Annotated in this window: 19 protein-coding genes; 15 read left to right on the top strand and 4 right to left on the bottom strand. The window is 29.9% G+C overall.

The features are described 5' to 3' along the window. Positions 1 to 169 precede the first annotated feature (169 nt). Both J2Z76_RS04890 and J2Z76_RS04885 read left to right on the top strand, forming a co-directional pair. Positions 170 to 1423 (top strand): GntP family permease, encoded by a 1254-nt coding sequence (locus J2Z76_RS04890; RefSeq protein ID WP_245210325.1) that lies wholly within the window; start codon positions 170 to 172, stop codon positions 1421 to 1423. Positions 1424 to 1524: 101 nt separating this feature from the next. Continuing rightward, positions 1525 to 2832, top strand: a complete 1308-nt coding sequence (locus tag J2Z76_RS04885) for an acetyl-CoA hydrolase/transferase family protein (protein ID WP_209510879.1) — start codon at positions 1525 to 1527, stop codon at positions 2830 to 2832. Between the two features lie 161 nt (positions 2833 to 2993). Here J2Z76_RS04885 and J2Z76_RS04880 read toward each other — a convergent pair whose 3' ends face one another. Next, complete coding sequence (locus J2Z76_RS04880) at positions 2994 to 4736, bottom strand: ABC-F family ATP-binding cassette domain-containing protein (RefSeq protein ID WP_209510878.1); 1743 nt, start codon at positions 4734 to 4736, stop codon at positions 2994 to 2996. A gap of 289 nt (positions 4737 to 5025) precedes the next feature. Here J2Z76_RS04880 and J2Z76_RS16785 point away from each other — a divergent pair, with 289 nt between their 5' ends. From J2Z76_RS16785 to J2Z76_RS04830, 11 genes are all read left to right on the top strand, one after another. Continuing rightward, positions 5026 to 5151 carry a hypothetical protein gene (locus J2Z76_RS16785; RefSeq protein ID WP_280922368.1) on the top strand — a complete coding sequence of 42 codons (126 nt, stop codon included), beginning with the start codon at positions 5026 to 5028 and terminating at the stop codon, positions 5149 to 5151. A 51-nt stretch (positions 5152 to 5202) separates the two neighbouring features. Further along, positions 5203 to 5778: a YdcF family protein gene (locus J2Z76_RS04875; protein ID WP_245210324.1), complete on the top strand. Its 576-nt coding sequence runs from the start codon at positions 5203 to 5205 to the stop codon at positions 5776 to 5778. Between the two features lie 176 nt (positions 5779 to 5954). Further along, positions 5955 to 6542, top strand: coding sequence for a hypothetical protein (locus tag J2Z76_RS04870; protein ID WP_209510877.1), 588 nt, complete (start codon positions 5955 to 5957; stop codon positions 6540 to 6542). A gap of 81 nt (positions 6543 to 6623) precedes the next feature. Then, positions 6624 to 7139 carry a GNAT family N-acetyltransferase gene (locus tag J2Z76_RS04865; RefSeq protein ID WP_209510876.1) on the top strand — a complete coding sequence of 172 codons (516 nt, stop codon included), beginning with the start codon at positions 6624 to 6626 and terminating at the stop codon, positions 7137 to 7139. 61 nt (positions 7140 to 7200) lie between these two features. Beyond that, complete coding sequence (locus tag J2Z76_RS04860) at positions 7201 to 7668, top strand: GNAT family N-acetyltransferase (protein ID WP_209510875.1); 468 nt, start codon at positions 7201 to 7203, stop codon at positions 7666 to 7668. A gap of 86 nt (positions 7669 to 7754) precedes the next feature. Further along, complete coding sequence (locus tag J2Z76_RS04855; protein WP_209510874.1) at positions 7755 to 8591, top strand: metallophosphoesterase; 837 nt, start codon at positions 7755 to 7757, stop codon at positions 8589 to 8591. A gap of 198 nt (positions 8592 to 8789) precedes the next feature. After that, positions 8790 to 10049, top strand: a complete 1260-nt coding sequence (locus tag J2Z76_RS04850; protein ID WP_209510873.1) for a hypothetical protein — start codon at positions 8790 to 8792, stop codon at positions 10047 to 10049. Positions 10050 to 10191: 142 nt separating this feature from the next. Beyond that, a complete protein-coding gene (locus J2Z76_RS04845) occupies positions 10192 to 10917 on the top strand; it encodes an ABC transporter ATP-binding protein (RefSeq protein ID WP_209510872.1) in 726 nt (241 codons plus the stop codon). Continuing rightward, the gene (locus tag J2Z76_RS04840) at positions 10904 to 11647 is read left to right on the top strand and encodes an ABC transporter permease (protein ID WP_209510871.1); all 744 of its coding nucleotides are present in this window, start codon (positions 10904 to 10906) and stop codon (positions 11645 to 11647) included. The genes J2Z76_RS04845 and J2Z76_RS04840 overlap by 14 nt, the downstream gene beginning before the upstream one ends. A 9-nt stretch (positions 11648 to 11656) precedes the next feature. Beyond that, on the top strand, positions 11657 to 12973 hold the full coding sequence (locus tag J2Z76_RS04835) for a sensor histidine kinase (RefSeq protein WP_209510870.1): 1317 nt from the start codon (positions 11657 to 11659) through the stop codon (positions 12971 to 12973). Positions 12974 to 12977: 4 nt separating this feature from the next. Further along, complete coding sequence (locus tag J2Z76_RS04830) at positions 12978 to 13661, top strand: response regulator transcription factor (protein ID WP_209510869.1); 684 nt, start codon at positions 12978 to 12980, stop codon at positions 13659 to 13661. Between the two features lie 54 nt (positions 13662 to 13715). Here the strand turns inward: J2Z76_RS04830 and J2Z76_RS04825 are convergent, their stop codons facing one another. Beyond that, positions 13716 to 14639 (bottom strand): AEC family transporter, encoded by a 924-nt coding sequence (locus tag J2Z76_RS04825; RefSeq protein ID WP_209510868.1) that lies wholly within the window; start codon positions 14637 to 14639, stop codon positions 13716 to 13718. Between the two features lie 262 nt (positions 14640 to 14901). Between J2Z76_RS04825 and J2Z76_RS04820 the strand changes: the two genes are divergently transcribed. Further along, positions 14902 to 16221: a DHHW family protein gene (locus tag J2Z76_RS04820; protein ID WP_209510867.1), complete on the top strand. Its 1320-nt coding sequence runs from the start codon at positions 14902 to 14904 to the stop codon at positions 16219 to 16221. Positions 16222 to 16404: 183 nt separating this feature from the next. Here the strand turns inward: J2Z76_RS04820 and J2Z76_RS04815 are convergent, their stop codons facing one another. Continuing rightward, positions 16405 to 17196 (bottom strand): CAP domain-containing protein, encoded by a 792-nt coding sequence (locus J2Z76_RS04815; RefSeq protein WP_245210323.1) that lies wholly within the window; start codon positions 17194 to 17196, stop codon positions 16405 to 16407. A gap of 602 nt (positions 17197 to 17798) precedes the next feature. Here J2Z76_RS04815 and J2Z76_RS04810 point away from each other — a divergent pair. Beyond that, positions 17799 to 18644, top strand: a complete 846-nt coding sequence (locus tag J2Z76_RS04810; RefSeq protein ID WP_209510866.1) for a pirin family protein — start codon at positions 17799 to 17801, stop codon at positions 18642 to 18644. Positions 18645 to 18795: 151 nt separating this feature from the next. Here the strand turns inward: J2Z76_RS04810 and J2Z76_RS04805 are convergent, their stop codons facing one another. Further along, a complete protein-coding gene (locus J2Z76_RS04805; protein ID WP_209510865.1) occupies positions 18796 to 19695 on the bottom strand; it encodes a DMT family transporter in 900 nt (299 codons plus the stop codon). Positions 19696 to 20100 lie beyond the last annotated feature (405 nt).

Genomic DNA, 20100 nt, shown 5'->3' with positions numbered 1-20100 from the left:
AATCTTAAATCTTCATTAAAGTATTAAAAATATTATATAAATAGATTTAATGCAAAATAATAAAGGTAATTTTATAAAAAATATTAAAAGGAGAAATAACATGAATACATTTGCAATTATTGGTCTTTTTTTAGCTGTAATAGTACTTGCTGGTGGCGCATACAAAGGATTGGGCGCCCTTGCATCTACACTTCTGGCTTCTCTTGTAGTAATACTAACAAATGGAATTGGGATATGGCAGGGATATTCAGAATTCTATATGAATGGTTACGTAGGGGCGTATGCCGGATATTTCTTGTTATTATGTTGTTCAAGCTTGTTCGCTAGTTTTATGAATGAATCCGGAAGTGCAACATCTATTGCGTATCAGTTTATTGATTGGTTTGGAAGGAAAAGAGTGTTACTTGTTTGCTATGCGATTACTGTAGTGCTGACATATGGCGGTATAAGTTTGTTTGTTGTTATATATACTTTGGCACCAATTGCATACACACTTTTCAAAGAAGCAAATTTGCCACGACATTTAATAGTAGCCGCAACAACAGCCGGTTCGGCGACGATTACAATGACTTCTCTTCCTGGTACGCCGGCACTTACTAACGTAATCCCTACTCAGTTCTTAGGTACGACGTTAACTGCTGCTCCTATTTTTGGAATTATCGCTTCAATAGTATTTATTGTAATGACATTGTTTTATTTTAGCTACAGTGAAAAGAAAGCAAGGTCTAATAACGAATGCTGGGTAAATCCTGAAGGTTTTGATGTTGCAAAAAATGAAATTCAGGATCGCAACATGCTGCCATCATCCATTAAAGCATTTTTACCGATAATAGTACTGCTTTTTATTATCGTATTGGGAAGCAGATTTGGACTTAATTCCACGATGCTTGCTACGGGAGCTATGTTAGCAGGTACTGCGGTTGTATGTGTTCTTAACTTTGATAAATTCAAAGGAAAAAATATTAAAAAGATATTATCCTCCGGATTAGAAGGTGGTATCGGTGCAATTGGAGGATTTGCAGGAGTTGTTGCTTTTGGAGCTGTTGTATCAAACTCTCAAGCTTTTACTTCGATAGTGAACTGGGTATTAAGCTTACAAATGAATCCATATACACAAGGGGTTGTTGCTACAGGGGTAGTGTCTGCCATAACAGGGTCATCATCAGGGGGATTAAGAATAATGTTTAGTGCATTTACTGATAGCTTTTTAGCCTCAGGTGTGAATCTGGATTTATTACATCGTTTGGTAAGCATAGCTGCCGGTGCATTAGATACCTTACCTCATTCACCTGGAATATTCTTGACATTTGCAGTGCTTGGTCTTACTCACAAGCAAGCATATAAACATGTACTTGCGACAAGTGTAGTAATACCAACCATAATTACGTTAGTATCATTAGTGATGTTGGTTGCGTTTTTCTAAAAGGTAGAAAAATATAATTATATGTTAATTAATATGAAATACTGCGATGTGTTAGACGCATCGCAGTATTAATAATAGAGAAGGTTTTATAGGAGGAAAATATGAACTGGTGTAATGAATATAAACAAAAATTAATGAATGCCGAAGAAGCAGTCACACTTATTAATTCTGGGGAGAGAGTTTATGTCGGTACTAGTTCTAGTGTAGCCTTTGTATTGATGAAGGCGTTGTGGGACAGGCGAGAAGAGCTTGAAAATGTTGAAATAACAAGTGCTTTAGCACTAAAATCTATGTCATTATATGATGAAGCAGAAGGGAACCCATTTACATTTGGAACTTTTTTTATGGGAGCTAAAGAAAGAAAGGCAAGAGACAATGGGTTAAATCTGAACTTTACATCAGTTCATCTGAGCCAAATTGATATATGGTGTAAAGAAGCCGCACGACCAGATGTCTGCTTATTTGATGTTTCTGAACCTGATGAGAATGGGTATATGTGTCTTGGTCCATCAGGTATCGCGCTTCATAAATTCCTAAAGGAAAGTGCGGATAAGGTAATTGTTCAAGTTAACAAACAAACATCATATATATTCGGACAAAACAACTTAATACACGTTTCTGAGGTAGATGCAATAATTGAGGTGGATGATGAACCGGTAACTTTAGCAAATCCAGAAATTGATGAAGTAACAAAAACCCTTTCAAATATCATTGTTGACCAAGTTCCGGAAGGTGCAACTATCCAGCTTGGACTAGGTTCGTTGTCAACTGCAATAGGATTTGAACTTGTTAATAAGAATGATCTTGGAATACATTCTGAATTGCTAAGCGAGCCCATGGTGGAATTAATGATTAATGGAAATGTTACAAACAAGTACAAAGGGTTTATGGATGGAAAAAGTGTGTTTGCGTTCGCTCTTGGATCTACAAAATTATATCGATATCTGAATAGAAATGAAAATATTTATGGTGCAGAATTTCCATTTGTAAATGATCCGAGAATTATTGCAAAAAATAAAAAAATGATTTCAATAAACTCAACGATGGCCTTTGATATTTTTGGTCAAGCAGCATCTGATTCATTGGGATGGAAACAACAAAGTGCAACAGGTGGACAACTGGATTTTGTAAGAGGCGCTCAGTGGTCGGAAGGTGGTAAATCTATTATTGCAACAACTTCAAGCTTTATAAAAGATGGTAAAAGGATTAGCAAGATAGTGACAGCATTCCCCGAAGGAACAGCAATTACAACACCTAGATCTGATATTCAATATGTTGCTACAGAGTATGGTTGTGTCAATTTAAAGATACTTAATATGTCAGATAGGGTAAAGGCAATGATTAACCTTGCTCATCCTGATTTTAGGGATCAGCTCACGGAAGATGCTAAAAGGTTTGATCTCATATAAAAATTAGAGGGACAGGCTGGATGTGGTTATATCTAGCTGTCCCTAATATAGTAAGAAGAATCGGTAGTGGAGCAAAGTGGGTATGCCGACTATTCAAAGAAACTATTAACCGATTTACTTCAAGTTTGAACGAGTTTGTAGCTAGGTAAAGTATACATAATTTAAAGTAATTTAATCAGCTTTTCTAACTCTTCAGATAAAATTTTTGCAAGCTCAAAATCAGTATCTTTTAAAGCTAATGCTATTTTCGTTTCCACTGATTTTTTCTTTTGTTCAATTTCTAAATAGTCTTTATCAAAGTGATTTGAATAAATCATCTTTCTAAATTTTCTCATGCTAATTTTTCTAATTGTTTTATCTTCAATGATTAAAACATAATCCATACAATTTATTATAGAATAGTAATCATGAGAAATCATAAGGATTGCACCATTATAGTTTTCTATAGCTTTTTCCAATGCTATTTGTGAATAGGTATCTAAATGACTTGTCGGTTCATCTAGAAGCAACAAGTTTGCATTATTAGAAGCAACTTTAGCCAATTGCAATATATTCTTTTCTCCGCCAGATAAAGATTCTATCTTTTGATTCATAACTTTTTCGTCAAAACCATAATTTGAAATATATGATTTAATTTCTTGATTAGTTTTAAATCCTGCATCAAAGAATTCTTCAATTATTGTATTAGATTCATTCAGTATTTCTACTTGAAGTTGAGATAAATAAGCTAATTTAACATCCTTATTTATTTCAATAGAGTCATGATTGTTTTTAAAGATTTCTCTCAATAAAGTAGTTTTACCACTACCATTTGAACCAATAAGAGCTACTTTTTCATTTGATTTAATCTCAAAGCTAACATTTTCTAAAAGAATTTCATCAAAGGAGACACTGTAATCATTAACTTTTAAAATAATGGTCTCCTCTTCAATTTTATTATCAGAAGCTAAGTTTATATATGGTTGTTTAATATCTACAAATGGAGCTTTAATTCTGCGTGTTTCTAATCTTTCTTGTATTTTAACTCTAGCTTTTAGAGTTTTTCCTTTAGAAGCGTCTGAATTATTTGTTGCAATAAATCTAAGTTTGTTAATTAAGGTTTTATTTCTTTCAATTTCTTCAATATCAGCAATTGCTAGTTCTTGTAACTCGATTTTAGTTTGAAGTAATGAAAAGTTATAATCAATATATCTTCCATCAAACTCTTGAAGCCCCATATTTTCAAGGTGTATAATTTTGTTAAAACAATGATTCAATAGATATCTGTTGTGTGTAATAACTAACATTGTTTTTTTGTAAGAATTTATTAGATTTTTAAGAGAATTAAGGTTTTCAAAATCCAAAAACACATCAGGTTCATCCATAATAATCAAATCTGGACTATTGAGCATTTCCTTAATCACTTGAATAAGTTTAAATTCACCACCACTTAGATCAGATATCATTAGATCTTTATGCTTATTTAAGTTTGCTAGATTTAGTTTCTTATTAATGTTGCTCTCGAATTCATCGCCATTAATTGCATCAAATGCATCTGAAGCTTGTTGGTACCTTTCTAGTAAAGTATCGATATCCGAAGCTGTTTCCATTTCAGCACAAATAGATGTTATTTCATTTTGTAATTTAATAAATTCTTCCCCTATATATTCGAAAACTGTAGTTTCTTTTACTTTGCCTAGTTGTGAAAACTGACTTACATACCCAATTCTACAATTTGGGTCTATATCTAACTTACCATCAAATAAATATTTCTCTGGATCCATAATTATATCTATCAGTGTACTCTTTCCACTTCCACTTGTTCCTATAAAAGCGCAATGTTGACCATCTTCTATTGTAAATGAAATCTTGTCATATAGATTTTTTTGTGGAAATGAGTAGGACAAGTTATCAACTTTTATCATATTATTACCTCTCTTTATCACTTAAAAAGAGCCTATAAAAATAAGCTCCTTAATATATAATCTTCCAAATTGCAATTTTGCAATTGATTATCATGTAGTAACGACATTTTATTTGGTGTTATCGTTGACAGTATAACATTTTTTATAATTAATTTCAATCTTTTAATATTAGAGATTTTCGTTACTCTGATTGATTTATGATAATGTCTTAGTATACCACATTTGATTATGTCCCAAATAAAAAAAGTATAGTATAATAAAACCTCATGACAAAAAATGAGGAGACAAAATGAGAAAGGCAATACTGACAATGAATGAAGAGAATAATAAGTTAAGTACCTGGTACGGCTCCAAACTTCAGATAAGTGATATACCATATTATGGAACAGAAATATTGACATGGGTAGATAGATGATATATATTATTGTTAATAGTTTTTGAACTGAGGGGAAAGGACGGTTGAAGTTTGAAAAAGAAAGATATAAAAAAAATATTACTTTATATAATTATAATATTATTTATTTGGTTTACTATACATATTATATTAATTACAACAGATGGACTAAATGATGAATTAGGAGTTTGTGATGCAGCTGTAGTATTAGGAAATAAAGTTGAATTGAATGGTAAGCCGTCTAAGAGATTACAAGGAAGATTGGACGAGGCAATAGAGCTTTATGAGAAGAACTACTTTGAATATGTAATAGTGAGTGGTGGAATAGGAAAAGAAGGCTTTGATGAAGCAGTTGTAATGAAAGAATATTTAGTTGAGGAAGGAATTGCCGATAATAAAGTAATAATTGACAGTGCTGGATACAATTCGTATATGACAGCAAAAAACACAAAGGTAATTATGAATGATAGGGGATTTAAAAGCATTATGATTATTACGCAGTTTTATCATATATCAAGAACAAAGTTAGCATTTGAAAAAGTGGGTGTTGGGAATGTTTATTCAGCCCACGCATCATATTTAGACATAAGAGATGTTTACTCAGTTGTGAGAGAATTTTTTGCATATTATAAGTATTTGTTATTGTGAAAAACAGAACATAAATTTAAATACAATTATATTTCAATGAAAAAGCAGTATAGGCATATATAATTTTGTCATTCTATAGCAAATTTAATAATTTATTAATATTTCTTTTATAGTTTTTTAAGTATGTGTATCTATAATTATATCAGGCACATAACAAAGGAACATTAGGAGAAATTATGGAAAACAAGAAAATTTATATTGTTCTTACAAGAACAAATACAATATTATCAAGATTGATTGGGTTTGTGAAAGATGATGAATATACACATGCTTCAATTTCATTGGATAGTGGATTAAGAGAAATGTACAGCTTTGGAAGAAAATATACATATAACCCTTTTGTCGGACGCTTCGTTAAAGAGAATTTTAATAAAGGGGTATACGGTAGGCACAATAATCTATACGGTTTAATAATGGAAATAGAAGTTTCCCAAGAACAGTATCAGAAAGCGGAGAATTTAATAAATGAATTCATTTTAAACAAAGATTTATACAAATACAATTATATTGGGCTTGTTAATTGTTTACTTAACATAGAATCATGCAATAATAAAAGATTTTTGTGCTCTGAATTTGTATATTATATTTTAATTATTAGTAATATAGTTGATTTGAAGAAATCCAGAAATCTTGTAAGACCGCAGGATTTGCTTAATATAAAAGGAAGGGTAGTCTTTAGTGGAAACTTGAAAAAAGCAAAGTGGCTAGGAAAAACATACAATGAAGATGAATTTTTACCAAAGTATCAATATGCTGAAATATAATACAAATTTTAATCAGCTCATTTTACATCAAATTATAATAAGAAAAACATGATAATAAAATTTTTAAAGGAGGTATTTTTTATGAAACCTGTTATAACTAATATTACCGACTTCAGTATTAGATTTGCAGAGAAAAAGGACGCGTCACTTATTGTTAAGTATATTCGTGATTTAGCTACTTATGAAAACGAGCTAGAAGATGTTTATGTTACCACAGAAACACTTGAAAAATATATGTTCGACAATAATGGCGCAGAAGCTCTTATCGGTATGTATAATGGAAATCCAGTAGGATTTGCTTTATTTCATTATAGCTTTTCTACATTTTTAGGTAGACCTGGTATAGCTTTAGTTGATTTATACATTGAACCAGATTTCAGGGGGAATGGATTCGGGAAGGCAATGTTATCTTATTTGGCTCAGTTAACTGTAAAACGAGATTGTGGTCGTCTAGAATGGTGGTGTCATGATTGGAATAAACCTGCAATTGAACGATATCTTAATTGGGGTGCAAATCCAGAAAAAAATATTCGTGTTTATCGTCTAACGAATCAAGTACTTTTTGATTTCGCAAAAGAGTATAAGTCAGAAAAATAAAGAATAACAAGTTTATATAGATACAATACTGGTTATAAAATATAAATGGGAGTGATTTAATGTGAATTTAAGATTATGTGATGAATATGATGAACAAATATGGATTAAGTTGAATCAGGAATTTATGAATTATGAAATTCAAGATGACGATTTTTGGAATAACACACAAAAAAATTCTGTGGAAGTATTCAGAAATACATTTATGGAGGCTTTAAAAAATCAAGATTTAATAAAATTGTTTTTAATTGAATATGAGAATGAAATTGTTGGATTTGCTAATATTATGATTGTATTTAGCGTTTGGGCTCATGGAAAAGCAATAATACTAGATGATTTATATATTAAAGAGGAATATAGAGGGAGAGGCATTGGCAGGGAAGTGTTGAAATACATAGAAATATATGCTAAAGAAAATGGATACAACCGATTGCAATTTCAATCCGAGTTAACAAACCATGATGCATTTAAATTTTATACAAAGATAGGTTATTCTCATGCGAAAATGAATTTTTACGTAAAATTTTTATAAATAATATATAATAGATTATAGAAGTGATAGTATATTTGATAACTTAATAGTGTTAAAAAAATACTATGACTTGTTAAGGAGATTTTATGAATGGAGAAATAACAAATATCAATCCGCTGATAATCATAATGATTTTAATAATTGTTATGGTGTATTTTTATTTGCAAAATAGGTGGATTGAAGTTGAACACTTTGATATAAAATTAGAAAATTTGCCAGTAAATTTTCAAAATTTAAAAATAGCACACATTTCGGATGTACATATTCCTAAAAATGTTTATGGTGCTGAAAAATTAATAAATGTATTAAAATTAGAAAAACCTGATTTTATTGTTCTCACAGGTGATTTAATTTATAAACATAATAAAATAGATGAAGTGCAGTTAGGAAAGTTGTGTTTAAGTTTATCTGAAATAACTAAAACATATGCAGTGACTGGAAATCATGAAATTTGGAATAATGAGGTAGAATGGTGGATTGAAATACTTAAATCAAGTAACGTTGAGGTTTTAGACAATAAAGTTAAAGTACTTAAAAAAAATAATTCTGAAGTTGTTATTATAGGGCTTAAAGAAGGCTGCATATATTCTGAAGAGTTTTTAGAATGTAAAGATTTAAAATGCAATGTTACTAAAATATTGTTGTCACATAGACCAGAAAAGTTTGATACTCACTGTTCATCTCCAGATTGCATTAGACCAGATTTGATACTTTCAGGTCATGCACATGGTGGACAATTTAGAATACCTTTTATCAATAAAGCAATTTATGCACCAAATCAGGGAGTTTTTCCGAAGTATTCATCCGGTCATTATATTTCTTCAAATAATGTCCAAATGGTAGTTAGTAGAGGATTAAGTAATAGTGGTTTTCCTATTAGGATAAATAATAGAATTCATTTGCCAATTATTCAAATAAAATGAAAAGTGGGCGGTTAAGCAGTTTTTGCTTAATTATCATTGGTATAAAGGCGAGATGTTAAGTTATTGTTTGTTATCAATAAGTTAATAAATTGTTAATAATTAGTTTATAGTTATTCAAGACTAATAATGTATTATATAATTATAATAAAAATGCTTAAGCTTTATTATAGTAAATTATATAATAGGAGGTTAATAAAAATGAAATTTAGTAAAAAAACAGCTACGCTATGTGCTTTTGCCCTAGGGGTTACACTCTTAGCTGCGTCAGCTTTTGCAGATACTATGCTTGGCTCAGGATTTCAAAGTTTGAAAGACTCTATAAAGACAACTATGTCAAAACTGACCAATGATGTTGATAACTTCAGTGCTAATATAATTGTATCTACTAAAATTGATGGTCAAGTTATTTCAGAATCAACTAATGATTTAAAGTTCGATGTAACAAATAAAGCCAAAGAAACGAGGGAAAAAATTGTTAAAAAAGGTGAAATAACTGAATTCTACAAGTATGATAATGAGAATCAAATTATATACAAAAACTTTGAGGATGATTCATATAATGTTTATGAGAAACGAAAATATAATAATGACAATAATAAAATAGTTGAAAACCCTTTTGAAGAGGAACAAGCCAAGGATGCAGAAAAGATTCTTGATGCATTTGTAGGTAGCTTACAAGATGTTATTGAAATCGAGGAATCAGGTGGAAAGAAAATGTATACAGGAAACCTATCAGAAACTCAAATTCCTCCTCTTGCAAATGCCATAGCATCCTTTGTTTTTAAGTATTCTATACTTGATGAAAGGAATGCAGATAGGCTAGATATTCCATATCCTAAATCAAATATATATCTTCTAAATGCTTCAGGTAAGGCAATTGAAGATGAAGAGGGGATTGTAGAAAGTGGAATTTTTACTGCAAGTATATCAGCGCAGGACAGTAAAGGTATTGAACACATTTATTCTTTGGATTTTTCAGTTGATATAAAAGATATAAACAATACAGTTGTTGTAGCTCCAAATTTAGATGGTCAAAAAGTCACTTATAACAAAGAAGGTTATGAATTTGACAATAAATATATTGGAAAATATAAAAATGATATAGTAAAAAGAGAAGGTAATTCCTTTGTGAAAGTGGGAGAAAGATTTATAGAAATTATTTCTATTGAAGATGGTAATGTAAAGGGCAAGTATTATGAGGTTTATAATGAAGGTTATGATGCTGATAATGTAAGAAGTTTTGACTTCTACTCAAACTATGATGAATCAATTCATTTTACAATAATACATTATACAAACGATAAGAGCGAAAATAAAACAGGAATTATTCATCGTACTGGTACACAGAATATTAACGTATCATTTAATGCTATAATTGATGAAGAAAATGGTGGTTACTCATATTCAAATGATGATGAAGAGGGATTTGATAATACCTTTATCAGAATATTTGAATAATAATAAATAAGGGTGTAAAAGATTGACTTTTATGCCCTAAGGCTTTTTCATGGCCTAACCCCGTTTTTTTGACCGTAAGGGATAGAAAAATGGTTGGTAGGTCAGATGTAGTGTAATCCCAATTTGCAAAGGAGGAACAGGATTGGATAAAGCAATTGTAATTGAAAATCTATCAAAAATGTATAAAAACAATCGCGGGATACAGGAAATTAATTTAGAAATTAATAAGGGAGAAATATTTGGATTTTTAGGACCTAATGGGGCAGGAAAAACCACTACGATGAAAGTTATGGTTGGGCTTATGAAAGCTGATAAAGGTGATGTTAAAATAAATGGTTTTAGTATTATAAATAACTATGAAAAAGCAATGAATGAAGTTGGATGTATTATTGAGAATGTAAATCCATTTCCTTATTTAACAGCATACGAAAATATGCAATTATGCGGTCGATTCAAAAAAGAAGTTAATAGAATTCGAATAGATGAATGCTTGGAGATTACCAGAATTATTAAATATAAGAATGAAAAGATAAAAAATTATTCCTTAGGAATGAAGCAAAGGCTTGGTATAGCCATGGCGATTTTGTCTAATCCTAAAATCATAATTTTGGATGAGCCATTTAATGGTTTAGATGTTGAAGGAATGGTTGAAATGAGAGAATTAATAATTTGTCTGTCCCAAAAACACAAAACTACATTTTTTATATCTAGCCATTTAATACACGACATAGAACTTACATGTGATAAGGTGGGAATTTTATATAATGGCAAGCTTGTAGGAGTTGACAGTACTCATAATATTCTAAAAAACTATTCTTCTTTAGAAAACTATTATTTAAGCGAGGTTGATTTGAATGCAGATTATTAAATCAGTTTTTATAAATGAAATATTCAAAATATCGAAAAAGAAAAAAATAACAGCAGCGTTGATATTTTCAATGCTATCTGTTATAATAGCAGCAATTGTGGAATATTCTTTAAATAACTTTGCAGGAATACGTGTAACGGGAAACTCAGAATTTTCGATTTTGATTTTAACGATTTTAATTTACTCACTTCTTCCGCTTTTTACTACATTTATTTGTGTAGATATGTTTGCTGGTGAATTTGCTGATCATACAATTAAATTTACTCTTACTGGACCTGCATCAAGAGCTAAAGTGTTTTTGGGAAAAATTCTTGCAATTGCTACGTTTATAATTTGTAATCTTATTGTAGTTATGATTTTTTCAATTGTTGCTTCTTTATTTTTAAATAGCAACTTGCCAAACTTTTTTAAAATATTAGTATCTTATTTTATGGCATTCTTACCTATTTTTATCTTTGCATTAGCTGCTGTTTTGATTTCTAATATTACAAGGGGTCCAACAAGTGCTTTTATGCTTTCTATTTTTGTGTTTTTAGTTTTTATTGGGTTAAACTTAGTTTTTCCACAAATTAGAAGTTTTTTATTTACTTCTTTTTTTGATTGGTTCAGATTGATTTTAGGAAACTATATAAATTATAGCAAGATTTTAAGAATATTTCTTATTTTGCTTGGTTACGGTATAATGTTTTGTGCAGCAGGTTACTACCTGTTTGAAAAAAAAGATATTTAGGATTATTGTATGAATTTAAAACAAAGATTTTTAACACAAAATATATTGATTCTCATAGGTACAATTGTTATTACCAGTTGTTTTGGCTTTGCCTATGTCCATTTTTACAATTTATTAAATGAATCTCATGTTGACGGGGGAGCTAGTCATGCATTTATTGTTGTAATGAAAAGCGATGATATTGTATATAATAGTGAAGATTTTACTGTGTTGCAAATTAAAGAAATACTAATGAATCTCAGTATTGAAAATAATTATTATGAATATGAAAATAGAAGATATGGCATAAGTGAAGAGAACTTTCACATACAGGATGGAGACAATTATAAAATAATAACTCTTAATGAGATTATAAGTATTAATAATTATTATAGTTCATTTATTACATTTGTTTTCATGACGTTTTTAATAGTTTTTATTGTTGCAAGCGTAATAGTTCAAAAACAATACATGAAAAATATTATAGTTCCTATTACTAATTTAACAAATGAAACAGAAAATTTAAGAATTGGTGAGCTTGAAACTACGATTACAGATAGTGGATATGGCGAAGTAAGAGAACTTGGAATTGCTATAGAACAATTACGACTTCAGCTTAAGAATTCAATATATTATCAGCAAAGAGTTGATGAAAATAGAAAGTTTTTAATATCAAGCATATCTCATGACCTAAAGACACCAGTCACATCCATAATAGGATATATAGATGGAGTTCTGGATGGTGTTGCAGATACTGATGAAAAAAAACAATATTACTTATCAAAAGCCATTGAAAAAACAAAGATGATAAATACAATGATTGAGGATTTATTGTTATATTCTAAGCTGGATTTGAATCAAATGACATTTGAAAATGAAAAAGTCAATATTGTAAAGTACTTAGAAAACTGTATTGAAGATAGTTCAGAAGAATTCATGCGTGAAAATAAAAGGATACTTTTTGAGAATAAACTTTCAACTTCATATTTTGTTATTATAGATATTGTTAAATTTAAACGGGTCATACAAAATATTTTGGATAATGCTAAAAGAAGCATTGAAACAAAAACAGGTCAGCTTAAAGTAATCTTAAGAGAAACAAATACCTCAATTATAATAGAATTTAAGGATAATGGTATAGGAATTAGTATACATGATTTGCCGCATGTTTTCGATAGATTTTATAGAGCTGATACTGCTAGAGAGGTTAAAGGCTCAAGTGGTTTGGGTCTTGCAATTTCCAAACAAATTATTGAAGGCTTGAACGGACGAATATGGGCAGTTAGTGAAAATGGTCAAGGAGCTTCGATTATAATTTCTTTAAAAAAGGTAAAAAAGGGGAAGTGACAATATGAAAAGAATTTTAATTATTGAAGATGATAAAAGCATATCAGAACTTCAAAAAGACTATTTGGAAATGAGCGGTTATGAGGTAGTTTGTGCTTTTGATGGTAATTCCGGTTTTGAATATATTAAAAATGAAAACTTTGATTTAATTATTTTGGATTTAATGCTTCCCCAAAAGGGAGGATTTGACATATTAAGGGAGATATCCGATTCAAAACAAATACCTGTACTTATTGTATCTGCAAAGTCTGATGAAATATTTAAGATTAAAGGATTAAACTTGGGAGCTGACGATTATATAACTAAACCTTTTGGAATGGGTGAACTGGTAGCAAGGGTGAATAGTCATATAAAAACATATGAAAAGTTTAAACACATTTCTAAAAAGAAGTTGATAACAGTTGGAGCAATATCTATTGATAAGCAAGACCGCAGGGTTTTTGTAGATGAAAATGAAGTTTTATTTACCCATAAGGAGTTTGATTTGCTGTTGTTTTTAGCAGAAAATCCAAATAGAGTTTTTAGTAAAGAACATCTATATGAAAGGATTTGGGGTTATGATTCTTTGTCAGATGCATCAACTATAACTGTACATATAGCAAGAATAAGGGAGAAGCTTGAAACTAACCCTGAAAGGCGACAAAACATTGAAACCGTATGGGGTACTGGATATAGATTTAAAATTTAAATATAAAATTTTAAATCTTGTACCAGAAGCGTTCCCTCTAGCTACTCCATTTAGTTACGTAATTAGCTTTATCAAAATAGGAATTGTTATTAATGATATTAATGTTGTTGCAGAAACAATAATTGCCGCAAATTCTTTTTCTTTATTGAAACTTTCAGCGAATATGGAAGTCATAGCTGATGCAGGCATAGCAGTCATAATAATTACAGAATAAACCGCTTTTGAGGAATCATTTAGGAGTAATGAAATTAAGTAAATTATAGTCGGAATAATAATTAGTTTGATTGCTATACCATAATAAACAATCCAGTCTTTTAGGTGCTGTCTTATTTTAACATTGGACAAAATAACACCGATAATAAGCATGGATATTGCTCCTGTTATATTCCCAATGCTTTTAATACTTAATAAAAGAGCTCCAGTTATTTCAATATTAAAGGCCATTATAACTATTCCCATAACAACGGCAATGATAGAGGGATTCAACAATAAATTTATAATTTCTCTTTTAATATATCCCTTTTCTAAATTACCCTTATAAAGTATAACTCCGTATGTCCACACAAAAATGACAAAGAACATATTGAATATGGAACCGTAAATTACACCTTCAGAACCGTATATGGAGTTTAAAACTGGAAATCCGACGTAACCTGTATTTACAAATATATTTGCAAAATGAAGTACTGTTTTTTTACTGTTTTTCACAGGTAACAGTAGAATATATGAGGCAGCTGCCATTATAATATATGCTCCTAAGCTGTAGTAAAATGTTTTTAAAACATTGTATTTAATAGTGTCATCATATTCGAACATAAACGATGATATAATCATAAAGGGAAGTGCTATCTTTATTAAGATATCAGTTAAGCCCTTATTTAATTCTTCTGTTATAATTTTTTTCCTGCTGCTGTAAACTCCTACCAAAATAATTATTAAAAGAGCAATAACACTGTTTGTTATAGGTGATACTTCCAAAATGAACCTCCTTTATTTTACTTATAATTATATTATTCAAGAAGCTTAGAATGTTTCTATACTGTACATGCATAAAAAAATAAACTCATGTTGTCATTAAAATTAAAAAATGAAATAATTATCTTCTTTATTAATTAAATTTACAATGTATTGATAAATAATTTTAATAAATATATATAGAATTTGCATAATTTGTAGGTTATAATAACATATATATTATTCTTGGAAAGCATTTTATGCTTGGAAAGAGGAAGGTATCATTATGTATATTGGAAAAAACATGAAATTATTATGTTTTATTACAGTAATTGTCTTAGTATTTATAGCGATAATGCTCCGTAACAGCAGAGATTCAACTGATAAAGAGTTAATTTCTGCAATTGAAAATGAAAATTCAAATATAATAAGCAACATTGATGTAGATGTAAAGGAAGAAGCCTCTAGGGAGGAAATCGATTTAATTGACAGAGAAGCAAATGAATCTTCAGATAATAATGAACTAAATGTAATAATGAAAGAAAATCAAGAAAAATTAGAAGAATCCGAAAAATATGAAGAGGTAGCGAGTTCTAAAGAATCTAAAGAGCGTGAAAATGAGATTAGTTCAAATGCAGTGGACATCATAGGGAATGATTTGCCTATTGAACATCCTCCAGAAAATGAGGGGAATTTTGTTATAATAAATAGTGTAGGTTATGAAAAGTTTATATTTAGCAAATATAATGCGAACATTTATGTTGAATCAGTTAATAATTATGTAGAAAACTTGACTGATGACGTTAAAATATATAGCCTTATTGCCCCTACATCAAGCGAATTTAATATGCCTGGTGATTATAGAGATTTGAGTGGTTCACAAAAAGATGGAATTGATTATGCTTATTCAAATATGGATAATAAAATTATAACTGTAGATGCTTACTCTAATATCGAAGCAAATAAGGAAGAATATTTGTATTTTAAAACAGATCACCATTGGACAGCTTTAGGCGCATATAGAGCATATGAAGCATTTATGAAAATTAAATGTGAAGTTTCAGTACCTTTAGAAAACTATAATAAAATAGATTCTAAAAATAAATATCTAGGTTCTATTTATAATATGACTCAAAATGAAAGATTAGAAAATAATTTGGATGATATATGGTATTATAAACCTTTGCAATCGGTTGAGTATTCATCGATAAACAGAGATGGAACAACATGGGATTCAAGTCAGATAATTTTTCCATTCTACTTTGAAAAAGCTAGGAAATATTCTGTTTTCATGGGCGGAGACACTGCTTTATCGCATATTAAAATTGATTCAGGCATGGAGAAAAAAATTCTCATCATTAAAGATTCATACGGAAATGCTTTTATTCCATTTCTTCTGCCCCATTACAGTGACATATTTGTAGCAGATCCACGCTATTTTACAAATAATATCTATGATGTCATACAGGAAAATAAAATCGATGAAGTACTCATAATCAATTATGCAACCGTTTTACAATTACCTGTGTATTCTCAAATGCTAGGGGATATGGGAGCTGTTGGTGTTACAAGCGAGACAGCAATCAAGGCAATACTAAATGATTAAAAATGAAGATGTGGAAAATTTCCTGTAACGAGGCATTTGTTGCATTATAAAAAGTATCGGAAATAATTATATATTTATTATTGTATAGAGAATAATAAAAATATGACATAATAAAACATCGGTTGATTTTGTTCAACCGATGTTAATAATTAATTTTCTATTGTTAGAATTATAACTTTTTAATTAGTTAGTGAACATTTGTGTCCAATAAGGTGTTCCGTTTGAATTTACGGCATATCCAACACCTAGTTTTGAGAAGTTAGTAGACATAATATTAGCTTTATGTCCAGGAGAGTTCATCCATGCAGTTACAACTTCTTGTGGTGTTCTTTGACCTGATGCGATATTTTCGCCCCATGCAGACCATTTGATTCCGTATTTTGTTAACATGTCTCCAGCACTACCATAAGTTGGTGATTGGTGTGCAAAATAATTGTTAGTTGCCATATCTTTAGATTTCATTCTTGCTACATTAGATATTGCTGTGTCAAGAGAAAGTGAAGACAAACCAGCTTTTTGTCTTTCAACATTTACAAGTTCTACTACTTTTTGCTCATATGAAGATACTGACGAAGAAACTTCTGTGTTGCTTGGTGCTGCTTGTTGAGTTGCAGCAGGTTTTTCGGATGTAGTTTGAGTCACCGATGGTTTTGTAACTGTCGATTGAGTTGCAGTTGGTTTTTCAGCTGTAGACTGAGTCGCGGCTGGTTTTGCAGCTGTTTGCTTTGTTTCTGCGGGACTAGTTGTTTTGTTATTCAATATCGATTTCCAATCTATTGAATTCAAATCTACTGTATTTCCATTTACAGTCATCTTAGTTATGTTAGTTTTCTCATTATCTAAATTACTGATGTAATTTTCCAAGTTGTTTAAATCATAATTAGATTCGGTACATGTTGTTGTTGATGCAAATACTGATGTTGATGATAAAGTTAGTGTTGCAGCCAAAGTTAATGCTAATATTTTCTTTTTCATAATGTCACTCCTATTTAGTCTTAGATTTTTTTGGAAGAAGGTTTTACCCCTTACTTCTTTTGAAACTTTATAACTTGTTAATGAGCTTTTCGTCATGATAGAATTATAGCATGTACTTTTTTGCTTTTAAACCCACAATAACTTGCTTAAATGGCAAACAAGACAATAATATTACACGAATTTTCATAAAAATAAAAATATTACAATAATATTACAGATTTAAAGAGTTTGGTTAAGGATTACTTAAGGATTTGTTAATAATATTCACAAAATATGTATATTTTGATTGTTTTTGACTGATTATTATAAGAAATAAAAAGCTTAACTTCACAATGATTAAGTTTTTCATTATTATTCTTAACACATTATAACCCTGCAATAAGGTGTATTAAGTGACAGTATTATTACAAATTTAAGCATTCGCTTCATATAACATCAGATTATTGTTTTATTATTTACTCTGAAATAACCTAATTACGACAAAATATAATTAATGAAAAATAAATAAATGAGTTGGCTGCAAATGCATGGGTATTATATAGATATAACTTAATAATCATTAATCTTAAAATTGTTAATTTAAAATGGAGGATAGAGGACATATGAAGATTAGGAATGTAAAAAAAATAGTTGCAGGAAAAAGAGCGGTTGATGGTGCAGGGGTAAGATTAGTTAGAGTAATAGGACATGATGATGTGGAAGACTTTGATCCGTTTTTAATGCTTGATGCATTTGATTCTGAAAATCCAGATGATTATGTAAAAGGCTTCCCATGGCATCCTCATAGGGGAATAGAGACTATCACATATTTAATAAAAGGAGATATAGAGCATGGTGACAGTTTGGGAAATAAAGGGAGCATTTTAGATGGATGTTGTCAATGGATGACTGCTGGAAGCGGAATTATGCATCAGGAAATGCCACAACCTTCTGATAGAATGCTTGGGTCGCAGCTTTGGTTGAATCTTCCTAAAAAGTATAAAATGACAAATCCTAGTTATTGTGATATTAAAGCGGATATGATACCTAAAGTTGAAGAAGCTGGAACTGTTGTAAGGGTAATATCTGGAGATTATAAAGGAAATACAAGTTCAGTTTACGGAGACTATGTAAAGATACTTTATTTTGATGTTGAAATGAAAGAAGGAGTCGAATGGAAATTTAAGACGGAAGAAGATTTAAACTTATTTATTTACATAGTAGAGGGAGATGGATTTTTCGGAGAATCGGAAGATAATTTAATTGATAGCAAGAGAGCTTTGTTATTTGATAATGGAGATGAATTTAGAGCTAAAGCTGGAAAAGGTGGTATAAGATTTTTTCTGTTTGCAGGCAAACCACTTAAAGAGCCAGTGGCCTGGGGCGGTCCAATTGTAATGAATACGAAAGAAGAATTAAATGAAGCTTATAAAGATCTTGATGAAGGTACATTTGTGAAACATAAATAAAATCAAAGCAGAGTATTTGAATAACTAAGTATTACTACCTTAATTCTTTTGAAATTTTTTCAATATGTGTTCGACTTAGAAGTTCTAAGTTGAACACATATTATTCAGTAATTTGTACAGTCAATGTTAAGGTTATATGAAGTTAAAATAGCTACATAACGAAAAGCACGGTTATACCTATAACAGATATAATTGCACCTATAATCTCTTTTGGGTATATTTTCTCTTTTAAAATAAATATCGATAAAGGAATAATAAGTACAGGGACAATGGACGTTATAGTAGAAGCTACACCTGTGGTTGTATGTTGAATTGCTAAAAGGCTAAAAGCTACACCTAGGAAAGGACCAAATAACGATCCAATTGTTATATACTTCATCGCTTCTTTATTTTTTATAGCTTCTTTTAACTTGTCCCACCTTTTCATAAACATAAATACTATAGTAAATCCAATAATACCAGATAATATTCGTATTTGAGTAGCTGCAAATGGATCATAACTCCCCATGCCTATTTTGCTAAGTATCAATCCTAATGATTGTCCAAGTGCACCTACAAAGGCATAAACAATTCCTTTAACAGAACGAGTAAATTTAAAACTTTTACCTTCAGGATTTTTGACTAATACTACAAAGGAAATACCTAAAATTGTTATAGCCATTCCTACCAAATTTGAAAGTGAAATCACTTCTCTCATAGTTATGAAACCTAAAAAAGCAGTGATTGGAGGTACCAGTGCCATAATAAGCATAGATATTCTTGAGCCGATTTCTAAATATGATTGAAATAGGAACAAATCTCCAATAACAAATCCTACAATACCTGATGCACTAAGCCAAATCCATGCCTCTACAGTTGCATCAAAGGGTAAAACCATTCCTCTTGAAAAAACTGTAAATAAACAAATTAGTATAAATCCTAATATTAATCTTATGTAATTTACAGATAAAGAACCTACTTTTTTCCCTGCCAATTCAAAAGAAATAGCAGTAAAAGTCCAAAATATTGCAGTAATAAGTGCATATATTTCTCCATAATGTGATTGAATCATATTGTATCCTCCATAATCGGGTAATTTAAAGTAACTTAAACAGTTATACTAAGCATTCTATGTAAATTTAAAATTATGTTGTTATATTTTTATTTGCTACAACAACACTACTTATGCTGTTCCTTGAGATATTATATTACGCACACTCCAACATATCAACAAGTAATTATTAATTCATGACTATAACATTAAAAGTAGATAACAACATATCACCTATTATTATGTTATATAAATTTTGTTCTATTTCTAGAGATATTAAAACTTTCTACGAGTATGATGATTATTGACCATATATTTACATATTAAAATAAAAATGGTATAATTTATTAAATGAATAACCTTATGGTTTCTATAAGGTTATCTGGTATAATAAATAAAAATAGATTTTAAGGAGATATATTATTA

The organism is Sedimentibacter acidaminivorans, assembly GCF_017873955.1.
Classification (GTDB): Bacteria; Bacillota; Clostridia; order Tissierellales; family Sedimentibacteraceae; genus Sedimentibacter; species Sedimentibacter acidaminivorans.
Note: the sequence above shows the minus strand (reverse complement) of the source record. Positions and strands in the feature narration are given on the sequence as shown.

Excerpts from the sequence above, each read along its gene's own strand:
- J2Z76_RS04805 (WP_209510865.1), bottom strand. The coding sequence starts at position 19,695 with ATGATTCAATCACATTATGGAGAAATATATGCACTTATTACTGCAATA.
- J2Z76_RS04870 (WP_209510877.1), top strand. The coding sequence starts at position 5,955 with ATGGAAAACAAGAAAATTTATATTGTTCTTACAAGAACAAATACAATA.
- J2Z76_RS04820 (WP_209510867.1), top strand. The coding sequence starts at position 14,902 with ATGTATATTGGAAAAAACATGAAATTATTATGTTTTATTACAGTAATT.
- J2Z76_RS04855 (WP_209510874.1), top strand. The coding sequence starts at position 7,755 with ATGAATGGAGAAATAACAAATATCAATCCGCTGATAATCATAATGATT.
- J2Z76_RS04810 (WP_209510866.1), top strand. The coding sequence starts at position 17,799 with ATGAAGATTAGGAATGTAAAAAAAATAGTTGCAGGAAAAAGAGCGGTT.
- J2Z76_RS16785 (WP_280922368.1), top strand. The coding sequence starts at position 5,026 with ATGAGAAAGGCAATACTGACAATGAATGAAGAGAATAATAAGTTAAGT.
- J2Z76_RS04865 (WP_209510876.1), top strand. The coding sequence starts at position 6,624 with ATGAAACCTGTTATAACTAATATTACCGACTTCAGTATTAGATTTGCA.
- J2Z76_RS04835 (WP_209510870.1), top strand. The coding sequence starts at position 11,657 with ATGAATTTAAAACAAAGATTTTTAACACAAAATATATTGATTCTCATA.
- J2Z76_RS04840 (WP_209510871.1), top strand. The coding sequence starts at position 10,904 with ATGCAGATTATTAAATCAGTTTTTATAAATGAAATATTCAAAATATCG.
- J2Z76_RS04830 (WP_209510869.1), top strand. The coding sequence starts at position 12,978 with ATGAAAAGAATTTTAATTATTGAAGATGATAAAAGCATATCAGAACTT.
- J2Z76_RS04850 (WP_209510873.1), top strand. The coding sequence starts at position 8,790 with ATGAAATTTAGTAAAAAAACAGCTACGCTATGTGCTTTTGCCCTAGGG.
- J2Z76_RS04885 (WP_209510879.1), top strand. The coding sequence starts at position 1,525 with ATGAACTGGTGTAATGAATATAAACAAAAATTAATGAATGCCGAAGAA.
- J2Z76_RS04880 (WP_209510878.1), bottom strand. The coding sequence starts at position 4,736 with ATGATAAAAGTTGATAACTTGTCCTACTCATTTCCACAAAAAAATCTA.
- J2Z76_RS04815 (WP_245210323.1), bottom strand. The coding sequence starts at position 17,196 with ATGAAAAAGAAAATATTAGCATTAACTTTGGCTGCAACACTAACTTTA.